General features: G+C 61.3%; 15 protein-coding genes and 1 tRNA gene. 12 read left to right on the top strand and 4 right to left on the bottom strand.

What is annotated here, in order from left to right; genetic code table 11:
• The first annotated feature begins 2 nt into the window (after positions 1–2).
• The 3 genes from virB11 to IP79_RS12870 all read left to right on the top strand — a co-directional run bounded on the left by virB11 (position 3) and on the right by IP79_RS12870 (position 4,918).
• The gene (gene virB11, locus IP79_RS12880) at positions 3–1,040 is read left to right on the top strand and encodes a P-type DNA transfer ATPase VirB11 (protein ID WP_082337214.1); all 1,038 of its coding nucleotides are present in this window, start codon (positions 3–5) and stop codon (positions 1,038–1,040) included.
• Between the two features lie 195 nt (positions 1,041–1,235).
• Entirely contained in the window at positions 1,236–3,383 is a 2,148-nt protein-coding gene (locus IP79_RS12875) for an RNA degradosome polyphosphate kinase (protein ID WP_054119748.1), read from the top strand.
• Positions 3,383–4,918, top strand: a complete 1,536-nt coding sequence (locus IP79_RS12870; protein WP_054119710.1) for a Ppx/GppA family phosphatase — start codon at positions 3,383–3,385, stop codon at positions 4,916–4,918. Before IP79_RS12875 ends, IP79_RS12870 begins: the two co-directional genes overlap by 1 nt.
• Here the strand turns inward: IP79_RS12870 and IP79_RS12865 are convergent.
• Positions 4,915–5,784, bottom strand: coding sequence for a queuosine precursor transporter (locus tag IP79_RS12865; protein WP_082337212.1), 870 nt, complete (start codon positions 5,782–5,784; stop codon positions 4,915–4,917). The two genes, IP79_RS12870 and IP79_RS12865, sit on opposite strands and share 4 nt — an antisense overlap.
• 71 nt (positions 5,785–5,855) lie before the next feature.
• Here IP79_RS12865 and IP79_RS12860 point away from each other — a divergent pair.
• Positions 5,856–5,932, top strand: a tRNA-Arg gene (locus tag IP79_RS12860).
• Between the two features lie 272 nt (positions 5,933–6,204).
• On the opposite strand, the gene IP79_RS12855 is transcribed toward IP79_RS12860, so the two are convergent.
• The 3 genes from IP79_RS12855 to IP79_RS12845 are packed head-to-tail and all read right to left on the bottom strand — an operon-like array spanning position 6,205 to position 9,715.
• Positions 6,205–7,401 carry a lipid-transfer protein gene (locus IP79_RS12855; protein ID WP_054119709.1) on the bottom strand — a complete coding sequence of 399 codons (1,197 nt, stop codon included), beginning with the start codon at positions 7,399–7,401 and terminating at the stop codon, positions 6,205–6,207.
• Positions 7,402–7,430: 29 nt separating this feature from the next.
• Positions 7,431–8,573: a CaiB/BaiF CoA transferase family protein gene (locus IP79_RS12850; RefSeq protein WP_054119708.1), complete on the bottom strand. Its 1,143-nt coding sequence runs from the start codon at positions 8,571–8,573 to the stop codon at positions 7,431–7,433.
• Positions 8,570–9,715 carry an acyl-CoA dehydrogenase family protein gene (locus IP79_RS12845; protein ID WP_054119746.1) on the bottom strand — a complete coding sequence of 382 codons (1,146 nt, stop codon included), beginning with the start codon at positions 9,713–9,715 and terminating at the stop codon, positions 8,570–8,572. Before IP79_RS12845 ends, IP79_RS12850 begins: the two co-directional genes overlap by 4 nt.
• A 139-nt stretch (positions 9,716–9,854) precedes the next feature.
• Here IP79_RS12845 and IP79_RS12840 point away from each other — a divergent pair, with 139 nt between their 5' ends.
• The 8 genes from IP79_RS12840 to IP79_RS12800 all read left to right on the top strand — a co-directional run bounded on the left by IP79_RS12840 (position 9,855) and on the right by IP79_RS12800 (position 20,568).
• Entirely contained in the window at positions 9,855–10,754 is a 900-nt protein-coding gene (locus tag IP79_RS12840) for a LysR family transcriptional regulator (RefSeq protein ID WP_054119707.1), read from the top strand.
• Positions 10,755–10,871: 117 nt separating this feature from the next.
• Positions 10,872–11,372 (top strand): MaoC family dehydratase N-terminal domain-containing protein, encoded by a 501-nt coding sequence (locus IP79_RS12835; RefSeq protein ID WP_197273820.1) that lies wholly within the window; start codon positions 10,872–10,874, stop codon positions 11,370–11,372.
• Positions 11,373–11,388: 16 nt separating this feature from the next.
• On the top strand, positions 11,389–11,808 hold the full coding sequence (locus IP79_RS12830) for a MaoC/PaaZ C-terminal domain-containing protein (protein ID WP_054119706.1): 420 nt from the start codon (positions 11,389–11,391) through the stop codon (positions 11,806–11,808).
• A gap of 2 nt (positions 11,809–11,810) precedes the next feature.
• Positions 11,811–13,355, top strand: a complete 1,545-nt coding sequence (locus tag IP79_RS12825) for a class I adenylate-forming enzyme family protein (protein WP_054119705.1) — start codon at positions 11,811–11,813, stop codon at positions 13,353–13,355.
• A gap of 55 nt (positions 13,356–13,410) precedes the next feature.
• A complete protein-coding gene (locus IP79_RS12820) occupies positions 13,411–14,325 on the top strand; it encodes an SDR family oxidoreductase (RefSeq protein ID WP_233994205.1) in 915 nt (304 codons plus the stop codon).
• A gap of 90 nt (positions 14,326–14,415) precedes the next feature.
• Entirely contained in the window at positions 14,416–16,749 is a 2,334-nt protein-coding gene (locus IP79_RS12815) for a TonB-dependent receptor (RefSeq protein ID WP_054119703.1), read from the top strand.
• A gap of 100 nt (positions 16,750–16,849) precedes the next feature.
• Positions 16,850–17,674, top strand: a complete 825-nt coding sequence (locus tag IP79_RS15285) for a helix-turn-helix transcriptional regulator (RefSeq protein ID WP_082337211.1) — start codon at positions 16,850–16,852, stop codon at positions 17,672–17,674.
• An 875-nt stretch (positions 17,675–18,549) separates the two neighbouring features.
• A complete protein-coding gene (locus IP79_RS12800; protein ID WP_156318337.1) occupies positions 18,550–20,568 on the top strand; it encodes a vanadium-dependent haloperoxidase in 2,019 nt (672 codons plus the stop codon).
• The last annotated feature ends 38 nt before the right edge of the window (positions 20,569–20,606 follow it).

Genomic DNA, 20,606 nt, shown 5'->3' with positions numbered 1-20,606 from the left:
CCGTGAGCGCGGACATCCACCGGTTGAACATGGGCGAAGGCGAAGTTGGGGGCGAAAACGGGGGCGAAGCGGCAATCCCGCTGTCCGCCGAACGCAGCGTCTATCTCGACGCCTATCTCGCCCCGTTCCGCCGCTGGCTTGACCGTGACACTGTGACCGAAATCATGGTCAACCGTCCGGGCGAGGTTTGGATCGAAGACGCAGCCAGCCCCGGAATGCAGCGCATCGAAACACCGGAGATTGACGACCGGCTGGTGCAGCGCCTGGCTGAACAGGTCGCCCGCGTCAGTCATCAGGGGATCAACCGCGAACATCCCTTGCTGGGCGCAACACTGCCAGACGGCGCGCGTGTGCAATTCTGCGGCCCGCCTGCCAGCCGCAAACACTGGGTCATGGCAATCCGCCGCCACCGCCGGCTTGATCTGCCACTCGATGCCTATGACACCGGCCCGCTGGTGGGCGAGGGCCATGTTGCGCTGCCCGATCCGCAACTGCAGCCGATTGCTTTCCTGCGCGCCGCCATCCGGGCGCGGCGCACGATCCTGATTTCGGGCGGCACCAGCACCGGCAAAACCACCTTCCTCAACGCGATGCTGGGCGAAATCCCCCGTGCGGAACGGGTGGTGATGGTGGAGGATACACCCGAACTGAAATTCCCCGGCGAAAACGCTGTCGGCCTCGTCGCGATCAAGGGCGAGCTGGGAGAGGCCAAGGTTACCGCCAATGAACTGCTGCAGGCCGCCTTGCGCCTGCGCCCTGACCGCATCGTGCTGGGCGAATTGCGCGGTGCGGAAAGCGTCAGCTTTCTGCGCGCCATCAACACCGGCCATCCGGGCAGCTTTTCCACGATCCACGCCAACAGCTTGCGCGGTGCGCTTGAACAATTGAGCCTGATGGTCATGCAGACCGGGATCGGCCTCACCCGGTCGGATACCATCGCCTATGCCGCCAGCGTGATCGACGTGATCGTGCAATTGGGCCGCGACGCCAATGGCAAGCGCGGGATCACCCAGATCGCCGACAGCCGCGATCTGGTCTAGCCGCTGTTCATCTGCCTCCGCATCTGACATTGGTGTGACAAGCCCTGCTTGCTGATTTACACCTCGCGGCCAAGCGAACATGGGGCTTGCGGGAGCGCCCCCGAGCAATGCACCGGCGTCAGGCGGAACAGGAAAGCGATGAGCACGTCACCGATCGGCAATAAGCCCATTCCCGAAAGACCGGGGGCTGCGCAGATGAGCGAGCTTGGCGTTGACGAATCGCCCTATTTCAACCGCGAGCTTTCGTGGCTGCAATTCAACCAGCGGGTGTTGGCAGAGGCGCAGAACGAAAGATATCCGCTGCTGGAACGGCTGCGGTTCCTGTCGATTTCGGGCAGCAATCTCGATGAATTCATGATGATCCGCGTGGCCGGGCTGGTCGGGCAGGTGCAGCGCGGGCTTGCCGCGCCATCGCTCGATGGTCGCAGCCCTTCGCAGCAACTGGCCGCGATCCGCGAAAAGCTGGTCGAGCTGAGCACCATGCAGCAGACCATCTGGCGCGCGGTGCGTGACGGGTTGGCGGGCGCGGACATCCATATCGCCGATGAACAGCGCGTCAGCCCGGCAGCGCACAAGTGGCTGAAAACCTATTTCCTCAACGAGATCCTGCCGATCATCACGCCGCAGGCGCTTGATCCGGCGCACCCGTTCCCGTTCGTGCAGAACGAGGGCATGGGGCTGCTATTCACCCTGACCCGCGATGCCACCCGCGAACAGCTGATCGAAATGGTGCTGATCCCCAGCGCCCTGCCGCGCTTCGTGCGCGTGCCCGCCAGCGTGACCGAGGGCAGCGGTGTGCTCTACATCTCGATCGCAAGGATGATCCAGCGCTATGCCGCAGCGCTGTTCCCCGGCTTCACCATCCAGGGCGACGGGTTGTTCCGGGTGTTGCGCGACAGCGATATCGAGATCGAGGAAGAGGCCGAAGATCTGGTGCGCACCTTCCGCAGCGCGATCCAGCGGCGGCGGCGCGGGCAGGTGATCCAGCTGGAGATCGAGGAAGATTTCGATCCCGCCGCCGAAGCCCTGCTGCTCGATCAGCTTGGGATCAACGAAGCTGCCCTGATCAAGACCGACGGGATGATCGGGATCGACGGGCTGGCCGAGATTGTCCGCGAAGACCGGCCTGATCTCAAGTTCAGCGCCTATTCCCCGCGCCTGCCCGAGCGTGTGCGCGAGCATGATGGCGATGTCTTTTCTGCTGTGCGGGAAAAAGACATCATCATCCATCACCCCTATGAAAGTTTCGAAGTGGTGGTGGATTTCATCCGCCAGGCCGCTGCCGATCCCGACGTGGTGGCGATCAAGCAGACGCTGTACCGCGCCGGTTCGCAAAGCGCGGTGATCAACGCGCTGATCGAAGCTGCCGAAGCGGGAAAATCGGTCACTGCCGTGGTGGAACTGAAAGCCCGCTTTGACGAGGAACAGAACCTCAAATGGGCCAGCAAGCTGGAACGCGCCGGGGTGCAGGTGATCTATGGTTTCACCGACTGGAAAACCCACGCCAAGGTGGCCATGGTGGTGCGTCGCGAAGGTGATGGCTTTCGCACCTATTGCCACTTCGGTACCGGCAATTATCACCCCATGACCGCCAAGGTGTATACCGACCTCAGCTTCTTCACCGCCGATCCCAAGCTGGGGCGCGATGCGGCCAAGATGTTCAACTTCGTCACCGGTTATGTCGAGCCGCACAGCCTTGAGCGCATCCACATCGCCCCGATCGACCTGCGCAGCGAAATCTATGCCCGTATCGACAATGAAATCGCCAATGCGCAGGCCGGAAAGCCTGCAGCTGTCTGGTTCAAGTGCAACCAGCTGACCGATGAAGGCGTGATCGACCGGCTTTATGCCGCCAGCAATGCCGGCGTGCAGATTGAACTGATGGTGCGCGGCATCTGCTGTCTGCGCCCCGGTGTTGAAGGCATGAGCGAGAATATCCGGGTGAAATCGATCATCGGACGGTTCCTCGAACACAGCCGCATCTATGCCTTTGCCAACGGCCACAACATGCCCAGCGCCCATGCGGCGGTGTTTATTGCGTCTGCCGACATGATGGGCCGCAACCTTGACCGCCGGGTCGAGGCGCTGATCCCGATCCTCAACCGCACGGTGCACGATCAGGTGTTGCAACAGGTGCTGCTGGCCAACATGCTCGACACCGAACAAAGCTGGTGGCTGCATGCCGACGGCAGCTATTCGCGTGTCGAAGCGGCCGAAGCTGACGGGAACAAACCGTTTAATTGCCACCGTTATTTCATGACCAACCCATCGCTTTCCGGACGCGGCGGGGCACTGGAGGCAGGGGCTGTGCCCAAACTTACCTTGCGGCGGGGAGCGGCCTGATGACCTATGGCAAACGGCGGGCAGAGCGCGATGGCGCGATGGCCGGGGTCAGGCCCGAACGCGCGATTATCGACATCGGATCGAACACTGTGCGGCTGGTTGTCTATGGCGGCACCATGCGTGCGCCCACAGTGCTGTTGAACGAAAAAGTCACCGCCAAGCTGGGCCGCGAAATTGCCGCAACCGGTCGGCTGGCTGACGAAGCCATGGCGCTGGCGCTGCGCGGTTTGAAACGGTTTGCGCTGCTTCTTTCCGATCTCGGCATTACCGATATCGACACGGTTGCCACCGCAGCGGTGCGCGATGCCGCCAACGGGCCGGAATTTGTCGAACAGTTGCGCGCCATGGGCCTCGATCCGCGGGTGATTTCGGGCGAGGAGGAAGCCTTGCTCAGCGCTCACGGGGTAATCGGTGCCTTTCCCGATGCGCGCGGGATCGTGGCTGATCTTGGCGGCGGCAGTCTTGAACTGGTGCGGGTCGGTAGCGGCCAGACCGATTGCGCCAGCACATTGCCCCTCGGCACGCTGCGCTTGCCCGATCACCGCAAGGCGCCTGCCGGACGGGCGGAGATGAAGAAATCGCTCGACAAGGCGATCCGCAAGGGCGGGTGGGATCTTTCGGAGAATGCAGCGGCTGAGAATGGCACGCTCTATCTGGTGGGCGGGACATGGCGCGCGATGGCGGTGTTCGCGATGGCGCAGCGCGGCTATCCGCTGAGCGATCCGCACGGATTCGAGATTGATCCTGCCGCCGCATTCGAACTGGCCGAAAACCTCGCTGCCATCGAGAGCGACATGATCAAGGGGCGCGAGAGGATTTCGTCGATGCGGGCGGAAAAGCTTCCCGATGCCGCAGTGCTGTTGCAAGCGCTGTTGGCGCGGCTGGCGCCTGAAAAGGTAGTGTTCTCATCATGGGGCCTGCGTGAAGGCCTGATCTATGATCGCCTGCCCGTATACATGCGGGCGCAAGACCCGCTGTTGGCCGGGGTCGCGGTATTTGCCAGCGAGCGCGGCTCAGCGCCCACGTTGGCGACGCGGATGGCGGCATGGACGCTTGATGCCGCACCTGCGCGCGAGCACGGCAGCGAACGGCTGCGGTTGGCCGCGACCATGCTGGCGCTTGGCGCAATGCGGATCGAGCCGAACATCCGCCTGCCCCAAGCCATCAACTGGGCATTGCATAAACGCTGGGTCGGGATCGATGGCACTGGACGGGCCATGCTTGCCGCCGCGATTGCCGCCAATGGCAACCAGCTCAATTTGCCATCGGAATTGCGCGCGCTTGCCAGTGACGCGGCGCTGGAAGAGGCCGTTCGCTGGGGCCTGGCATTACGGCTCGCCCGCAGGCTCGGCGCACAATCGCGCCGGTCGCTTGAAGTCAGCCGATTGCTGATCGATGACGGTTTTCTGGTATTGCAACTGGCCGAGAGCCACGCAGCGCTGCTGGGGCAGCCGACCGAAAAAGACATGAAGCTGCTTTCCGGCAGGCTCAGCCTTGGATGGCGGGTCGATATTGTGCCGGAGATTGTGCTTTAGGCTGGCTTGCCCCTGCTGCTGGCGAAGGGCGAGAAATCGGTGTCGAGATCGAACAGGTCGACGCCTTCGGCCTTTTTCAGCCCGTTGACTACTGCATAGGTCACCGGGGTCAGCACGGCTTCCCATACCACTTTCAGCGCCCAGTTTGTGACCATGACAGTGATCACGGCCTCGGTCGTCCAGATGCCGAGGAAGGCAACCGGGTAGAAGATCAGGCTGTCCACGCCTTGCCCGACAAAGGTCGATCCGATGGTGCGCGTCCACAAAGCGCGCCCTTTGGTGAGCACCTTCATCTTGGCCATCACGAAGGAATTGACGAACTCGCCCGCCCAGAACGCTGTGATCGAGGCGAAAACGATCCGCCATGTGCTGCCGAACACGCTTTCATAGGTCTGCTGGCAGATGTCGCCCGCAGGCGCAGCGGCAGCGCCCTTCATCGCCAAGGTGCCGGAACCGGCACATTCCCACCCGGCAAAAGCGGGCAGGGCGGTGACGACATAGGACATGAAGGCCAGGAACAGCATCGCCGCCGTGCCCGTCCAGATCACCCGCCGCGCCTTGGCAAAACCATAAATCTCGGTGAGGACATCGCCGATCACATAGCCGAGCGGAAAGAACAGGATGCCCGCGCCATAAATGAACACGCCATCAGGTGCCGGCCACCAGCCTTCGGGCCAGAAAGGCACATCGACAAAGGTCAGTTTGGCCGCACCGATGACGTTCGACAGCAGCAGGATCGCCACAAAGCTCGCCATGACGAGATCGTAATACCGGAAAGTCACCGGCGCATGGCTGGTGGCAACGATCCCATCGCTGGGATCGCGGTCGAAAGCGACAGCCGGATCGGCGGAAGGCGGGTTTTCCATCGCTTGTCGGGTTAGCGCGATTCCCATGTCGCGCAAAGCGCGCTATTGGGGCGCTGTTCCCTCCGGGGCGCGCGCCCGTAGCTCATCTGGATAGAGCGCGAGACTTCTAATCTTGAGGCAGCAGGTTCGAGTCCTGCCGGGCGCGCCACTTTTCAATGATGTTGCTTCGGTTTCGGCGTCGGGCTCCGGTGTTTTTCCGGTTGGTCGGCCGGAACGTTCAAGTTGATAGCTTGGTCCGGCATTGCAATGTCCGCTTGTGGGCGGGGCTTTGCAGAGCCCCAATGGCGGGAGTTGGGTGGGAAGCTGACTTTCATCAAGGCGCCCTCATTCCCGTCATAAAGCCTCAAGGTACGCTCACCTTGAACAGGTCATCGCGCATGCCGCGCAATCGCTTTGACGGCGGTCGCGAGTCACGGCCATTCAGACCACGGCTTTCTCATAGAGTGTCACCACACAGGCACCCCCTAGACCGAGATTATGCTGGAGCGCGTGTCGCACCCCTTCAACCTGACGCGCTTCGGCCGTGCCGCGCAGCTGGTGAGTCAGTTCGAAGCATTGCGCGAGGCCAGTGGCGCCGAGCGGGTGGCCCTTCGACAGCAGGCCGCCCGAAGGATTGGTGACGATCCGCCCGCCATAGGTGTTGTCGCCGTCCGCGATGAAGCGCGAAGCTTCACCCTCTCCGCAGAAGCCCAGCCCTTCGTAGGTGATCAGTTCATTGTGGGCGAAGCAATCGTGCAGTTCGACGACGCCAATATCCTTCGGGCCAACCCCGGCTGTATCATAAACTGTTTGCGCGGCGCGGCGGGTCATGTCGGCACCGACCAGCGCGATCATACTGTTTGTCTCGAAGGTCTCAGGCGTGTCTGTCGTCATCGCCTGCGCCGCGATCCTGACAGCCGGATCAAGCCCGTGGCGTTTGGCAAAGTCGCGCGACACTAGCAGCGCCGCAGCGCCGCCGCAGGTAGGCGGACAGGCCATGGGGCGAGTCATCACGCCGGGCCAGATCACCTGCGCGCCAAGCACCTCTTCCGCTGTCATCTCGGTGCGAAACACCGACAGCGGATTCTTCGCTGCATGGCGGCTGGCCTTGGCGCGGATCTTCGCGAAATCCTCGATCGTGCTGCCGAACTTTTCCATGTGTTCGCGCCCGGCGCCGCCGAAATAGCGCAGCGCCAGCGGCAATTCGACATCGACCAGTTCGTCGCAAGCTGCGTCGAAATCGGCGAATGGACTGGGCCGGTCGGCATAGGCGCTGCCGATCGCACCGGGGTTCATCTGTTCGAACCCGACTGCCAGCACGCATTCCGCCGCTCCCGATGCGATCGCCTGCCGCGCAAGGAACAGCGCAGTCGATCCGGTCGAACAATTGTTGTTGACGTTGATCACCGGAATGCCGGTCATTCCTGCGCCATAGACAACGCGCTGGCCGCAACAGCTGTCACCGAAAACGTATCCGGCATAGGCCTGTTCGACGCTGGCATAGGAAATACCGGCATCGGCCAGCGCCAGCTGGATCGCCCCGCGGCCGAGATCGTCATAGGTCGCGCCGGCGCTCGGCTTGAGGAAGGGCACCATGCCGACACCGGCAACCATAACTTCGCGGGAATTGGCAGGCATCCAAAAATCTCCTGTAATCAAAGGTGCGTTCAGGCGATCACGCCATCGGCTTGCAAGGTTTCAAGATCGGCGTCGGTGTAGCCGATGTTCTCCCAGATCGACTGCAACCGCGCTGCATCCTGTGAAAGGGGCACGGGCGGAGCCGTTGGGGTGCCCGAGTATCGGGGCGCGGGCGCAGGCTGGGTGATGCCGTCCACCTCGATGAAAGTGCCGCGCGCCTGATTGTGCGGGTGGGACGGCGCCTCTGCCATCGACAGGACCGGCGCAAAGCAGGCGTCGGTGTGCTCCAGCAGCGCGCACCATTCGTCGTGCGTGCGGGTGCGAAACAGGGCTTCCAGCTTGCCCTTCAGCGCCGGCCAGCGACGCGGGTCGTTCTGCACGTGGAAATCGCTGTCCTCCGCCAGCCCCAACCGCGCGATCAGATCGGCATAGAATTGCGGCTCAACCGGCGCGATGGAGATGAACTTGCCGTCTGCGGTTTCATAGCAATCGTAGAAATGCGCGCCGGTATCGAGGAAATTGGTGCCGCGCGCATCGTTCCAGCGCCCGCTCGCGCGCAGGCTCCAGATCATCGTTGCAAGCACCGCGCTGCCATCAGTCATGGCGCAATCGACCACCTGTCCGGCGCCGGTGGTGCGAGCGGAAAGCAGCGCCGCAACCATCCCGAAGGCGAGCATCATGCCGCCGCCGCCGAAATCGCCCAGCAGGTTCATCGGCGGGGTAGGCTTGTCGCCTGCGCGCCCGCACGCGTCCAGCACACCCGACAGCGCAATGTAATTGAGATCATGCCCGGCGGCCTGCGCATAGGGGCCATCCTGTCCCCACCCCGTCATCCTCCCATAAACAAGCTTCGGATTGTCAGCGAGAAGCACATCAGGGCCCAGCCCCAGCCGCTCCATCACGCCGGGACGGAAGCCCTCGATCAGCCCGTCAGCCGAGGCCACCAGCCGCCGGACAGCAGCAATGCCTTCAGGCTTCTTCAGGTCGATATTGACCGAAAGGCGCGAGCGGTTGAGCAGATCTTTCGCAGGGTCGCCCACCAGTGCCTGCCCGCCGGGCCGGTCTATGCGGATTACCTCGGCTCCGTGATCAGCCAGCATCATGCCGCAGAACGGCCCCGGACCGATCCCGGCAATCTCGATGATGCGGATGCCCGCCAGAGGCCCGGTCATAGTGAACGCCCCACGATTTCCTTCATGATTTCAGAAGTGCCGCCGTAAATCCGCTGCACCCGCGCATCGCGCCACAACCGGGCGATAGTGTATTCGTTCATATAGCCTGCCCCGCCGTGGAGTTGCAGCGCCGCATCGACGATCTGCCATTGGGTTTCGGTGTGCCACAGCTTTGCAGCCGAAGCCTCGTCGGCGGTCAGCTTGCCTTCAATATGACGCTGCAAAGCCCAGTCGATATGCGCCCACCCGACCTGGAGCTTGGCCTTGAGGTCAGCCAGCGTGAAGCGGGTGTTCTGGAAATCGAACACGGTCTTGCCGAAAGCCTTGCGGTCCTTGGTGAAGGCCACCGCTTCATCAAATGCGCGCTGGGCTGCGGCCTGCGCAGAGATTGCCAGCGACAGGCGTTCCTGTGCCAGCTGGCTCATGAGGTAGATAAACCCGCGGTTCTCATCGCCCAGAAGATTGGTGACAGGCACCCGGACGTCTTCGAAAAACAGTTCTGAGGTGTCACCCGAATGCTGGCCGATCTTGTCGAGATTGCGCCCCTTGGTGAAGCCGGTTCGCGTGGCTTCGACCAAGATCAGCGAGGTGCCCTTGGCCCCAAGGCTGGCATCGGTCTTAGCCACGACGATCACCAGATCGGCGTTCTGGCCGTTGGTGATGTAGGTTTTGCCGCCATTGATGACGTAGTGATCTCCGTCGCGGCGCGCGGAGGTGCGTATGCCTTGGAGGTCGCTTCCGGCGCCTGGTTCAGTCATGGCGATGGCAGTGATCAATTCGCCCGAGATCATGCCGGGCAGGTAAGCCGCTTTCTGTTCATCGGTGCCGTATTCGACAATGTAATCGACCACGATATCCGATTGCAGTGAGGTGCCCGACAGGGTGCCCGCAACGTAACCGATTTCCTCGTCGATGATCGCGTTATAACGGAAATCGAGGCCCAGGCCGCCCAATTCTTCGGGAACCGTCGGGCACAGCAGGCCCGCATCCCCGCAGGCACGCCAGAAGGAGCGGTCGATAATGCCGTCCGCCTCCCAGCGGTCGAAATTGGGCAGGAATTCGCGTTCCAAGAATTTGCGCACCGTATCGCGAAACATCTCGTGATCCGCGTCGTATGCGGTGCGGCCTTCGGTCTTCAGCATGTCCACTCCCGGCATCTTGTCTGCCAATTGCACTCTGGCCGCGATTGTTCGCGTGCTGGTATGCTGCATCTTTTCTGAGGTCAGGCGCCGCCCCGTCCAATTCATTGTGCGGGCCTTTCATTCCTGTTAGTCATGGCACATGCTGGATCCCCGCCTTAACCATGTCGTGGCTGTCGCTCACGGCGGCTCCTTTACCAAAGCGGCCGAGATTGTTGGCCTGACCCAATCGGGTATCACCAAGAGTGTCGCCGATCTGGAGCGCGAATTGGGCTTTGCGATATTCTTCAGAACATCGCGCGGCGCCTTGATGACCGAGGAAGGGCGCGATTTCGTCGAGCGCGCCGAGCGGCTGCTGGATGATGCGCGATCGCTGTTGCAAGGCTCACGCGAGCGCGGCGACCCCTATTCGGGGCCGCTGCGGGTCGGCGTTTGCCCTGCGTCGCTCGAATGGCTGCTTGCCGAACCTTTGGCCGCGTTACTCACCCGCCACCCCGGTATCCGTTACGAAGTCATCGGATCGAGCTTTGAGCGGATGATCCGGTTGCTGCGCAACGGCAGCGTTGACGTTGCGCTGGGGTTCGATGCCGCTTTCGCTGAGTGGAGCGATGTGCGGCGTGATCCTGTGGGGACGATGCAGGGTGTATTGTTCGTGCGAAAGGGGCACCCGCTGCTCGGCCGCGCCGGGACCGCAATAGCGGACCTAGCCGATTACGACTTCATCACCCCCACGGATTCCCGCCCCTACGGCGTTGTTATCCGGGAAATTTATGAATCACGGGGCGTGGACTGGCGTAAGCATCTCCACGTGATCGACAATTTCTCGATCGTCCGGCAGATCGTGGGCACGTCCGATGCGATTGGCGTGACAACCGCAGGGCTTGCGGCAACTTCGCTGTTTTCGAATGGCTTGAGCATCATCAACGAAGTCAGCCCCTTCGCACCGTCTCCGCTGGCTTGCGCCGTGCGGTCGCGTTGGGACCCAAAGCCTGCCGTCCGTGCCTTCTTGGCAGAGATGCGAAGCCGCGCCCGCACGGTCTAGCCATGACTGTCAGTCATGGCACCCAACAAGAATGAATTGGACGCTTTGTCGCGCCCCCATCACATTTGAAACCAACGAGCCACCATCTGCCAACAGGATGGGGCCGATGGGAGATCGATGATGTCGGACGCCGACGTTGCGGCCAAGCCTGTGGGGCTTTTCGACCGCAGCACCAAAGGCCTTGCACTGCCAACCGTGTCGGTCGAGGTCGAACGCGGGCGGATTCGCTTTTTCGCCAAGGCCCTCGGAGAATCCGACCCCATCCATTCCGATATCGCAGCGGCCCATGCTGCTGGCTATCCCGACCTTCCTGCCCCGCCGAGCTTCTTCATGGCAATCGAGGCAATGGCAGATGAGGAACGAGCCCGGCTTGGCCAGCCTTCGCTGGTTGCCCTGCTGAAGTGCGACTTCCGCCGCTTGCTGCATGGCGACGAGAGCTATGCTTACCACGGCCTTGTGTTCGCTGGCGACGCCCTGCAACTCGATACCAGGATCATCGACTTCTACGAGAAGAAGGGCGGGTTGATGGAATTCGTGACGATCGAATCCTCCGTGTCTCACGCAGAGCGCGGCACGCTGATCACCGCCACCCGCACTCTGCTGCACCGGCTTGGTTGAGAGGGGAGAAACCACCATGGCTCATGCAAATCTCGACGCTGTGCAAGTGGGCGACCAGCTGCCCGGCACCTCCTTCGGTCCGATCACACGCACCATGCTGGCGCTTTATGCGGGCGCTTCTGGCGACCATAATCCGGCGCATATCGACATCGACTTCGCCAAGAGGGCCGGGTTGCCCGATGTGTTTGCGCACGGAATGCTATCTTTCGGCGGCCTTGCGCAGCTGGTCACGCGCTGGGCTGGCCTTGTGCGATTGCGCAGTTTCGGCGCTCGGTTTGTGTCGATGACGCAGGTGCATGATCTGATTGCCTGCACTGGCACTGTGACCGAAAGATTCGAGGTGGACGGTGAGACCCGGCTCCGCATCAATCTGGTGGCGCAAGCTCTGGACGGGCGGCAGACCTTGCTGGGCGAAGCTGTGGTCGCGGTGGGCTGATCATGCTGCTGGTTCAGGCCGTTCGCCGCAACGCCGCCTTCCGCGCAGACGAAACCGCCACCATTGATGGCGACGAACAGCGCACATGGGCAGAGTTTACCGACCGCGTCGCCCGCGCCGCCGATGGCTTGCGAAAGCTGGGCGTTACCCCCGGCGACCGGGTCGGCATTCTGGCATGGAACAGCGCCCGCTATCTCGAAGCGCAATTCGCGATCTGGTGGATGGGCGGCGTGCTAGTACCGATGAACATCCGCTGGTCGGCAGATGAAAACCTCTACTGCATCCGTGATGCCGGGATCACCACGCTGATCTTTGACACAGGCTTTGCCGAAGCTGCCGCTGCAATTGCCGGGCAGGCAGACGCTGGCCTGCGTCAGGTCATCCTCGACGCGCCGGCCAGTGATGGCATTGCCGCATTCGAGGATTTGATCGCAAGCGGCGCAGCGGGCGAAGCGAACGATACGCCCGCCGATCACCTTGCCGGGATCTATTACACCGGCGGCACCACCGGCTTTCCCAAGGGCGTAATGCTATCTTTCACTGCGCTGTGGTCCGCCGCAATCAGCATTGTGCTGGCCAACCGCATGGCACCGGGCGGGCGGATGCTGCACGCAACGCCGATGTTCCACCTCGCCGACGGGGCGATGTCGCATGGCGCGATGGTTCAGGGCGCGACACACGTGTTCGTGCCCCGCTTCGATCCGGTCGATGTGATTGCGATGATCGGGCGACATCAGGTGACCGACGTGCTGCTGGTGCCGACAATGATCGGGATGCTCCAGGCCAGCGATGCTTACGCGCCGGAAAAGCTGCGCAGCCTGCGGTGTCTGTCGTTCGGTGCATCGCCCATCCCCGCGCCCATTCTCGCCAAGCTTCAGGCCGATCTTCCGCAGGTCAGTCTGCTGCATGTCTATGGCCAGACCGAAATGGGGCCGACAATCAGCTATCTCGAACCGCACCATCAGGCGGCAGGCGCGCCCAAGGCGTTGTCCGTGGGCAAGCCTTTTGCCTGCGTGGAAGTGAAGATCGTCGATAGCGACGGTGTCGAAGTGGACCCAGATGTGCCCGGCGAAATCATGGCACGCGGGCCCTGCGCGATGATGGGTTACTGGAACAAGTCGGAAGACACCGCCAAAACCATCCTCGACGGCTGGGTGAAGACCGGCGATGTCGCCTACAGGGACGCGGACGGGTTTCTGTTCATCTGCGACCGCGTCAAGGACATGATCATTACCGGCGGTGAGAACGTGTTCTGCGCCGAGGTGGAAAACGCCGTCGCTGCGCATCCGGCTGTGGCGCAGGTCGCCGTTATCGGCGTTCCGGATCCCGATTTCGGCGAGCGGGTTCATGCAGTGATCGTGCCCAAGCCCGGCCAGACGCTGACCGCTGACGATCTCAAGGCGCACTGCAAGGCGCTTATCGCCAATTACAAATGCCCACGCTCGATCGAGATGCGCGATGCGCTGCCAACGTCGGCTGCGGGCAAGATCCTCAAGCGCGATTTACGCGAACCCCATTGGGCCGGGCACGCCCGCGCCGTGAACTGATCATGCTGGCGCACACGGCAGCCGGCTTTTCCGCAATTCCTCAAGGAGAATGAATATGGACCTCAGCTATGATGGCCGGGTGGTAGTAGTAACCGGCGCAGGCAACGGTCTTGGCAAAAGCCATGCAATGGAATTTGCCCGCCGCGGTGCGCAGGTGGTGGTGAATGATCTGGGCGCGGCGGGCGATGGCAACGGCGCAGACGGAAGCGTCGCCGCTCAGGTCGTGCGCGAGATCGAGGCCGCAGGTGGCACCGCTGTCGCCAACACCGACAGCGTCGAGGATGGTGCGCGCATCATCCAGCAGGCGATGGACAGCTTTGGCCGGGTCGACGTGCTGATCAACAACGCCGGCATCCTGCGCGATACCGCGTTTCACAAGCTCGGCGATGATACCTGGGATGTCATCTACCGCGTTCACCTGCTCGGCACCTATCGCACCACCCGCGCGGCGTGGGATGTGATGCGCAGCGCAGGCTATGGCCGCATCCTGATGACAACATCGGCGGCGGGCCTTTACGGCAATTTCGGGCAGGCCAATTATTCCTCGGCGAAGCTCGGGATCGTAGGCCTGGCCAATACCCTTGCGGTCGAGGGCGCGGCCAAGGGCATCTTCACCAACACCATCGCGCCCACAGCCGCATCGCGCCTGACCGCATCGGTGATGCCGCAGCAGATGCTCGATGCGCTCGGGCCTGAACATGTCACCCCGCTCGCCGCGCTGCTGTGCCACGAAAGCTCGCGTGAGAATGGCGGCTTGTTCGAAGTCGGCGGCGGCTGGGTTGCCAAGCTGCGGTGGGAACAGGCGCAAGGCGCGATGTTCAAGGACGCCACGATGACCGCCGAAGCATTGGCGGATCGCTGGGGCGAGGTGACCTCCTTCGAAGATGCCCATCACCCGGCCAGCATTCAGGACACGCTGCAGAACCTGGGTCAGAAAATCGGGATGCAGTTCGGACTCGCGGTGCAATAGCTCGCCGTTCGGCCACCCATTCATCCCTGCCGGGAGACGACAAGACACGACTAGAATTTACAAAGATAACAACACGAGGGGAGAGCCAACATGAACACTAGCCAAGCCATGCGACGGATCGTTGCAATCGCACTTTGCTCCACTGCCATTCTTCCGGTTGCCGCACAGGCTCAGGATGCGGGCGAGGATGCACCCGAGACACGCAGCAACACGCTCGATAGCATCAACGAAATTCTCGTGACCGGCACCAAGACCAAGGATGCCGAAAACGTGCAGGATGTGCCACTGGCGGTCACGGCGTTTAACTCTGGCACGCTCGAGGCGTTCAAGATCCGCGACATCGCAGGGCTTTCGTTTCAGGCCCCGACGGTCAGCCTTGATCAGGTCGGCACCAGCCGCGGCACAGCCAACTTCTCCATCCGCGGGCTTGGGATCAATTCCTCAATCCCTTCGATCGATCCGACAGTGGGCGTCTTTGTTGACGGGGTATACCTCGGCATTAACGGCGGCGTGGTGTTCGACCTGTTCGACCTCGACAGCGTCGAAATCCTGCGCGGCCCGCAAGGCGTGCTGTTCGGCCGTAACGTGACCGGCGGCGCGGTGGTAATCAACACCGGCAACCCGACCGAAACCTTCCAGGGTAAAGTGCGTGCGGCGGTCGATGGCCCCGTCGATGGCGGCCGCGGCGGAGCGAACTACACGACAAGCGCGGTGCTCAGCGGCCCCATCGTTGAAGACGTGCTGCTGTTCAAAATCGGCGCCTATTACAACAAGGACGAAGGCTACTTCCGCAACCTTGCGGCGGCCACGCGGCCGAACCTGTCAGAGAACCACGGCAAGGCCGAAACCAAGATCCTGCGCGGCGCGCTGGAAGCCCGCCTTGGCGGGCTCACGCTGCTTGGCAAGCTTGATTACTTCGAAAGCGAAGGGGATGGACCCTCAGGCCAGAACCGAGGCTTTTTTGATCGCAACAGCTTTGATCTCTCGATCGATGAACCCGGCAGCTATGCCAATGAAATCTGGACCGGATCGCTCACAGCGACAATCGACATCGGCCCCGGCACGCTGACGAATGTCTTCGGCTATCGTGATTATGTTGCCACCACCAATGGCGACATCGATGCCACTCCTGTGTTCCTATTCCACTCGAACACCGAAACCGCGCAGGAGCAGTTCTCGAACGAGCTGCGCTACGCGATCTCGACCGACAATCTCGATCTTACCTTTGGCGGGTTCTACTTCAAGCAGGACCTCGCTTACACCGAAGTCCGCAGCCTGCGCCGCGACCTGCCGGTCAACCTGCAGCCCCCGCGTTTCTTCGGCGGCGGCCAGCAGGATCACGAGGTGATCGGCCTGTTTGCCAATGCCCAGTATCAGCTGACCGATGCTCTGTCGGTCATCGCCGGCATCCGCTGGAACCAGGAAACCAAGGATGCCGCTGTAACCTACGTGCTCCCGCGCGCTCCTTGCTCCGTGATCGCAGGCACCTGCCCCACCGGCACCGCGCCCTTCAATCCGGCAAGCGAAACCAACGGCTTTACTGACAAGGTGCGGTTCCGCAACGTGTCGCCCAAGCTTGGCCTGCAATATGAGTTCGCCAATAGCCAGGTCTATGGCCACTGGAGCCGGGGCTTCCGTTCGGGCGGCTACAACTTCCGCATCACCAACGTGGCGGTGTTCAACCGCGCCTTCAACCAAACCGGCGAGCTTGGATTCGATGAAGAGCAAGTCGATAATTACGAAATCGGCGGCAAGTTCCAGACGATGGATGGCAACTTCACGCTGAACGCGGCGGCCTACATCACCAAGGTCGGCAACATGCAGCGCGAAGTGAACCTTGCCGATCCCGGCGCAGGCGTGGTGCAGAACATCCTCAACACCGCCGATGCCACGATCAAGGGCTTCGAAGCCGAAGCGCGGATGCGCGTGTCCCAATCGCTCGCCTTCACAGCCAGCATCGGGATCATTGACGCGGGCTATGACCGGGTCTTGTTCGACATTTCGGGTGATGGTCTGATCAGTGACGCTGACCTTGACCTGAGCGTGCCGCGTGTCCCGCCAGTGACGTTTGGCGCTGGCTTCATCCACGACTGGGATCTTGGCAACAGCAGTATCCTGACGCGCGTGAACTACCAGTATCGTGACCGCGCAGCCTTCACCGACGACAACTTCGGCTGGCTGAACGATCTCAGCAATCTGGAAGCCAACATCACCTGGAACACCCCGGTCGATGGGCTGTCGCTGTCGCTGTATGGCCGCAATCTGCTTGATCAGGTGCAGGAAGGCGGCGACACGCAGGTGCCGTTTGGCGGCCCGAACTCGACCGGCGTGCGCCGTCCGTTTGCGCCCAATCCGACCGCCGGCACGTTCTCGCCATTGATGCGCGGCCGCAACGTCGGCATCGAAGCACTGTTTGAGTTCTGAATGTTTCGGGGCGCATCGCTCGGGCGGTGCGCCCCGCCAATCAGCACTTCGCGTGCCATCCCCTCCAACTGACCAGGGCCTGCGCGCGAGGAAATCAACAATGGTCGTGAATGCGGAAAATATTCACCGGATCAGCGAACGCATTGCGCCGCGCTCCCTAGCCCACCGAGCAGCCATTCGTTCGCGCGGCGATATTCTCGATGCCGCAATCGCGCTCGCACAAGAAGCGCAGCTCTATGGTGTCCGCCTGATAGTCTGGCCGGATCTCGCGACCTTCGAACCGATGCTTGATGCCGACGGCGAGCCGGTCAACACCCGCGTGTTCGGCTGGCTTGAAGCGGAGATTGCAGCATGCCACCAGTTCGAAGCGGCCGCTCAATGGCCTGTGCTCAGAATGTGCCGGACCGAAAGCGAACCCTTCGCGGTCAATCGCGCTGACATTCGCACTGTGGTGAGGACTGTCGACCTTGCTGACCACCTGCGGCATGATACAGCATTCGGCACAACACCCGGTGACGCCGTAATGTTGCGGATGCAATTACCGTTTGGACAGGTAGCTGCGGCCCTTGTTGCCCACCGTGAGCTCCATGGCTCAGGAATGTCGGCACAACCCGCACGCTTTGTATCCGGTGCTGTCGATGCTATCCGCAAATTTATCGCTGGATACGTTAATATTACCCAGGAGGAGCGCTATCTTCCTCCCGCAACGGTCCTTAGCCAACGTGAGGTCGAGTGTCTCGGCTGGGTTGCGCATGGCAAAATCGATTACGAGATAAGCGTAATCCTCGGATGTAGTCATGCCAGTGTGCGTTACCACGTAACACGCGCATGCGCGAAGCTAGACGCGAGCAACCGCGCGCAAGCCGTGTTCCGGGCATGCCAGCTTGGATGTCTCAGCCCTCGCTTCGCAGCTCTGCATGAATGATCTCGGCCAAGTTGATCACAAAAGGACGGCGCTTGCGCAATCCAAACATTGTTACCGCATCTGGTCTATCCCACCGATTGGCGCGCCATAAATTCACAAGGCTGCAACTTGGTCTCGCCCGCAGCGGGCATTCAGCTTTTGACTGTTTCAAAAGAAGGATGCGCTGATCAGCAACCGGCTAATGTGCAGCAGCGTTTGGAGGCCGCGCAAGACCTGGGTGTCGGGTTTTGGTGAGACCAGCCGTTCATCACATCGTGAACGGACGCCAGGGAAGTCCCAATTTTTGGCTATTCCGAGCCCCATGAACACATGGCCGCTTTCAGGAAGTCGCAGGTCGCAACCAAACGTCTGATACGGGGTTGTTCTGCGAATTGCCGCTTCTGGCGAGAAACCCGTTGAAGCCGCCCGGCGGCTATCGGGGCTGCGCATCGGCTCTGCGCATGGCCGGTAGTGGGTAGAATCCGGAACATCGGCTTCGAGGGTGTCCGCACATTGGGACGCATCAGCAATAGCTCGACTTTATTCGTCCACCTCATCCAGCTGATGCAGAAAGCGAAATTTCTGCATAAATTTCCATAATGTCGCCGCGATTACGGGAATTACAAAAAAAGTAGACAAAAAAATAAAAAATGACATCTTTCTGAGAATACATCGAGTGATTCGATGTATGCATTTCGACATCTCTTATTTTAACTTACTTTTAGCTAATAAGAATCGCAGCAAGCAACTTAATAGTCATCATCAATTCGGTTTGATGCGCTGGCTATCAAAGCTGACAACGCCAAGCATTTTGGCGTCGTCCCTGCCCAATGCAGGCTGCCTGAATGCGAGTCAGCGGTCGCTTCCAACGTCTTCAACACGAAGGGGCTATCGTCATGACCACTACTCTTGGAATTCCCATCCCTGACTGCCAGGCACGTGCGCAGCAAGCTGCCGAGCGCCGAGCTCGGCTTGCTCCGTCGGCTACGCAACGGGGCGCCGGCTATACAACCGTGAACGGCGATGAGACGGCTTTCGGCGCCGGACGGCTGGCCAATTATCACAAGGCATTGCCGCATGATCTTTTGGGCCGCGTGCATGCGCCCACTTATAACGCGATGGTCGCCGCACTGACGACAGGCGACAGCGGCTCGCTCGAAACGCTGGCGATCGGCGCGAACCGTTCAAACAGCGGGCCGTTCGACGATGCCAATCCCCCCCAATACGCCATCTACCCCGGAGGTGCGCCGGATTATCGCAAGATGACGAGCCCGTTGACTGGCCTTGTCGGCGATACGCAAGGGGCGGATGCTGGCGCCTTTGCCATCAGTCCGGCGCCCGTCATTGCAAGCGCGGAGTTCGCGGCAGAGATGGCCGAGCTTTATGCCATGGCGCTGTGTCGCGACGTGCCTTTTACCGATCTTGCTGCTGCCACCGGCAACGCCAGCGGGGGCATCACGGTCCAAGGTGTTATCGACGCGCTTGAGAATGTCCCGTTCCTCAACGGCGGCGCGGTCGGAAATCTTCCGGCCGCGGCCCGGCGCCGGTATGACACGCGCGGCACGATCACCGGCGGCAATGCCCTCTTCCGCGGCTCAACCCGTGGATCGAGGCACGGGCATTGGACCTCGCAATACCTGTTGACCGGCAACACCAATGATCGGCCGGCTGGCAGCTTCGTCAACCTTAACGGCAGCAATGCTCCGAACAATGCCGCTGGACCCTCGTTTCGCGGGATCTTTGCCGAAGTCGGACAAAATGACGGCTTTGTTTTCTACGGCACCCAGATCATCGACCAACGCAACATCGTAGCGCAGCCAAATGTCGATTACCTGACCAACTGGGCCGCGTGGCTGGATTCGCAGAACGGCGTCAATGCCAACAACTTCGATGTCTTTTTGGGGCGGCGGCGCTTTCTGACCACCCCCCGCGATATTGCCACCTATGTGCACTTTGATGCGCTTTATCAGGCCTATCACGTCGCCTGCCTGATCATGCTGAACGGCGCGGGTTTCCCGATCGAACGCGGACTCCCCGAGACAAGAAGCGCGACGCGGTCGGCGTTTGCTTCGTTCGGCGGTCCCCACGTCCTGAGCCTTGTCACCGAAGTGGCGACCCGTGGGCTTAAGGCAGTTTGGCGGCAGAAGTGGATGCACCACCGGCGGATGAGGCCGGAAGTGGCCGGTGCGTTGATTACCCTCCATGCTGATAACCCAGGCCATTTCGGCAATGGCGATCTAGCCGACGCGGTGAACGCTTTGACCGCGCAGATCCCGGCATCGCTTCTCCAAGCGGTCGCTGCACGCAACGCTTCCGCCAATGCAGCCAGTGCCATCCAGCCTAAACCGAACCTGACGACCGATTTCCCCGGCTTTCCAGACATTCAGGAGGCGAATAACTATCTCCTGCCCATGGCCTTTCCTGAAGGTTCGCCAACCCATCCCGCCTATGGAGCAGGCCATGCTACAGTGGCAGGAGCCTGCGTCACCGTTTTGAAGGCGTTTTTCGAAATGTTTGAGGCTGACGGTGTCACCGAGCGCGCATGGCCGTGGACGGTCTTCACTCCCGACTTTGCGGCCGGAAACCAGAACGAAGGGGGAGAACTCAAACCTTCGGCTGACCAGGCTGGTTACACCGTCCAGGGCGAACTGGATAAGCTGGCTATGAACATCGCCAATGCCCGAAATATGGCCGGTGTCCATTTTTACACCGACTATTTCGAATCCATCCGGCTTGGCGAACGTATTGCTGTCTCCATCCTCGAAGAGCAGCTTTCGCTTTATGATGAGCCGATCTCGATGAGCTTCACAACCTTCGACGGCGAGCCGATCCGTATCGTTGCGAACGGCGGGACGTCTCGTGTCCTTGTTGACGGGACGAGGTCCGAAGATTGGTATGGCCGCTACGGAAACTAAGATCAGAGGTTCGCTGTCGGCATGCCGACAGCGAACCT

The sequence above is a fragment of the Porphyrobacter sp. AAP60 genome (assembly GCF_001296025.1).
In the GTDB taxonomy this organism is placed as follows: domain Bacteria; phylum Pseudomonadota; class Alphaproteobacteria; order Sphingomonadales; family Sphingomonadaceae; genus Erythrobacter.
The sequence above is the reverse complement of the archived record's forward strand: the minus strand, read 5'-3'. Positions and strand labels throughout refer to the sequence as shown.

Bases quoted from the DNA above. Each gene is read 5' to 3' on its own strand.
- IP79_RS12850 (WP_054119708.1), bottom strand. From the start codon at position 8,573: ATGACCGGGCCTCTGGCGGGCATCCGCATCATCGAGATTGCCGGGATC.
- IP79_RS12855 (WP_054119709.1), bottom strand. From the start codon at position 7,401: ATGCCTGCCAATTCCCGCGAAGTTATGGTTGCCGGTGTCGGCATGGTG.
- IP79_RS12800 (WP_156318337.1), top strand. From the start codon at position 18,550: ATGACCACTACTCTTGGAATTCCCATCCCTGACTGCCAGGCACGTGCG.
- IP79_RS12815 (WP_054119703.1), top strand. From the start codon at position 14,416: ATGAACACTAGCCAAGCCATGCGACGGATCGTTGCAATCGCACTTTGC.
- IP79_RS12830 (WP_054119706.1), top strand. From the start codon at position 11,389: ATGGCTCATGCAAATCTCGACGCTGTGCAAGTGGGCGACCAGCTGCCC.
- IP79_RS12870 (WP_054119710.1), top strand. From the start codon at position 3,383: ATGACCTATGGCAAACGGCGGGCAGAGCGCGATGGCGCGATGGCCGGG.
- IP79_RS12835 (WP_197273820.1), top strand. From the start codon at position 10,872: ATGATGTCGGACGCCGACGTTGCGGCCAAGCCTGTGGGGCTTTTCGAC.
- IP79_RS15285 (WP_082337211.1), top strand. From the start codon at position 16,850: ATGGTCGTGAATGCGGAAAATATTCACCGGATCAGCGAACGCATTGCG.
- IP79_RS12820 (WP_233994205.1), top strand. From the start codon at position 13,411: ATGGACCTCAGCTATGATGGCCGGGTGGTAGTAGTAACCGGCGCAGGC.
- IP79_RS12840 (WP_054119707.1), top strand. From the start codon at position 9,855: ATGCTGGATCCCCGCCTTAACCATGTCGTGGCTGTCGCTCACGGCGGC.
- IP79_RS12825 (WP_054119705.1), top strand. From the start codon at position 11,811: ATGCTGCTGGTTCAGGCCGTTCGCCGCAACGCCGCCTTCCGCGCAGAC.
- IP79_RS12875 (WP_054119748.1), top strand. From the start codon at position 1,236: ATGAGCGAGCTTGGCGTTGACGAATCGCCCTATTTCAACCGCGAGCTT.
- IP79_RS12865 (WP_082337212.1), bottom strand. From the start codon at position 5,784: ATGGAAAACCCGCCTTCCGCCGATCCGGCTGTCGCTTTCGACCGCGAT.
- IP79_RS12845 (WP_054119746.1), bottom strand. From the start codon at position 9,715: ATGCTGAAGACCGAAGGCCGCACCGCATACGACGCGGATCACGAGATG.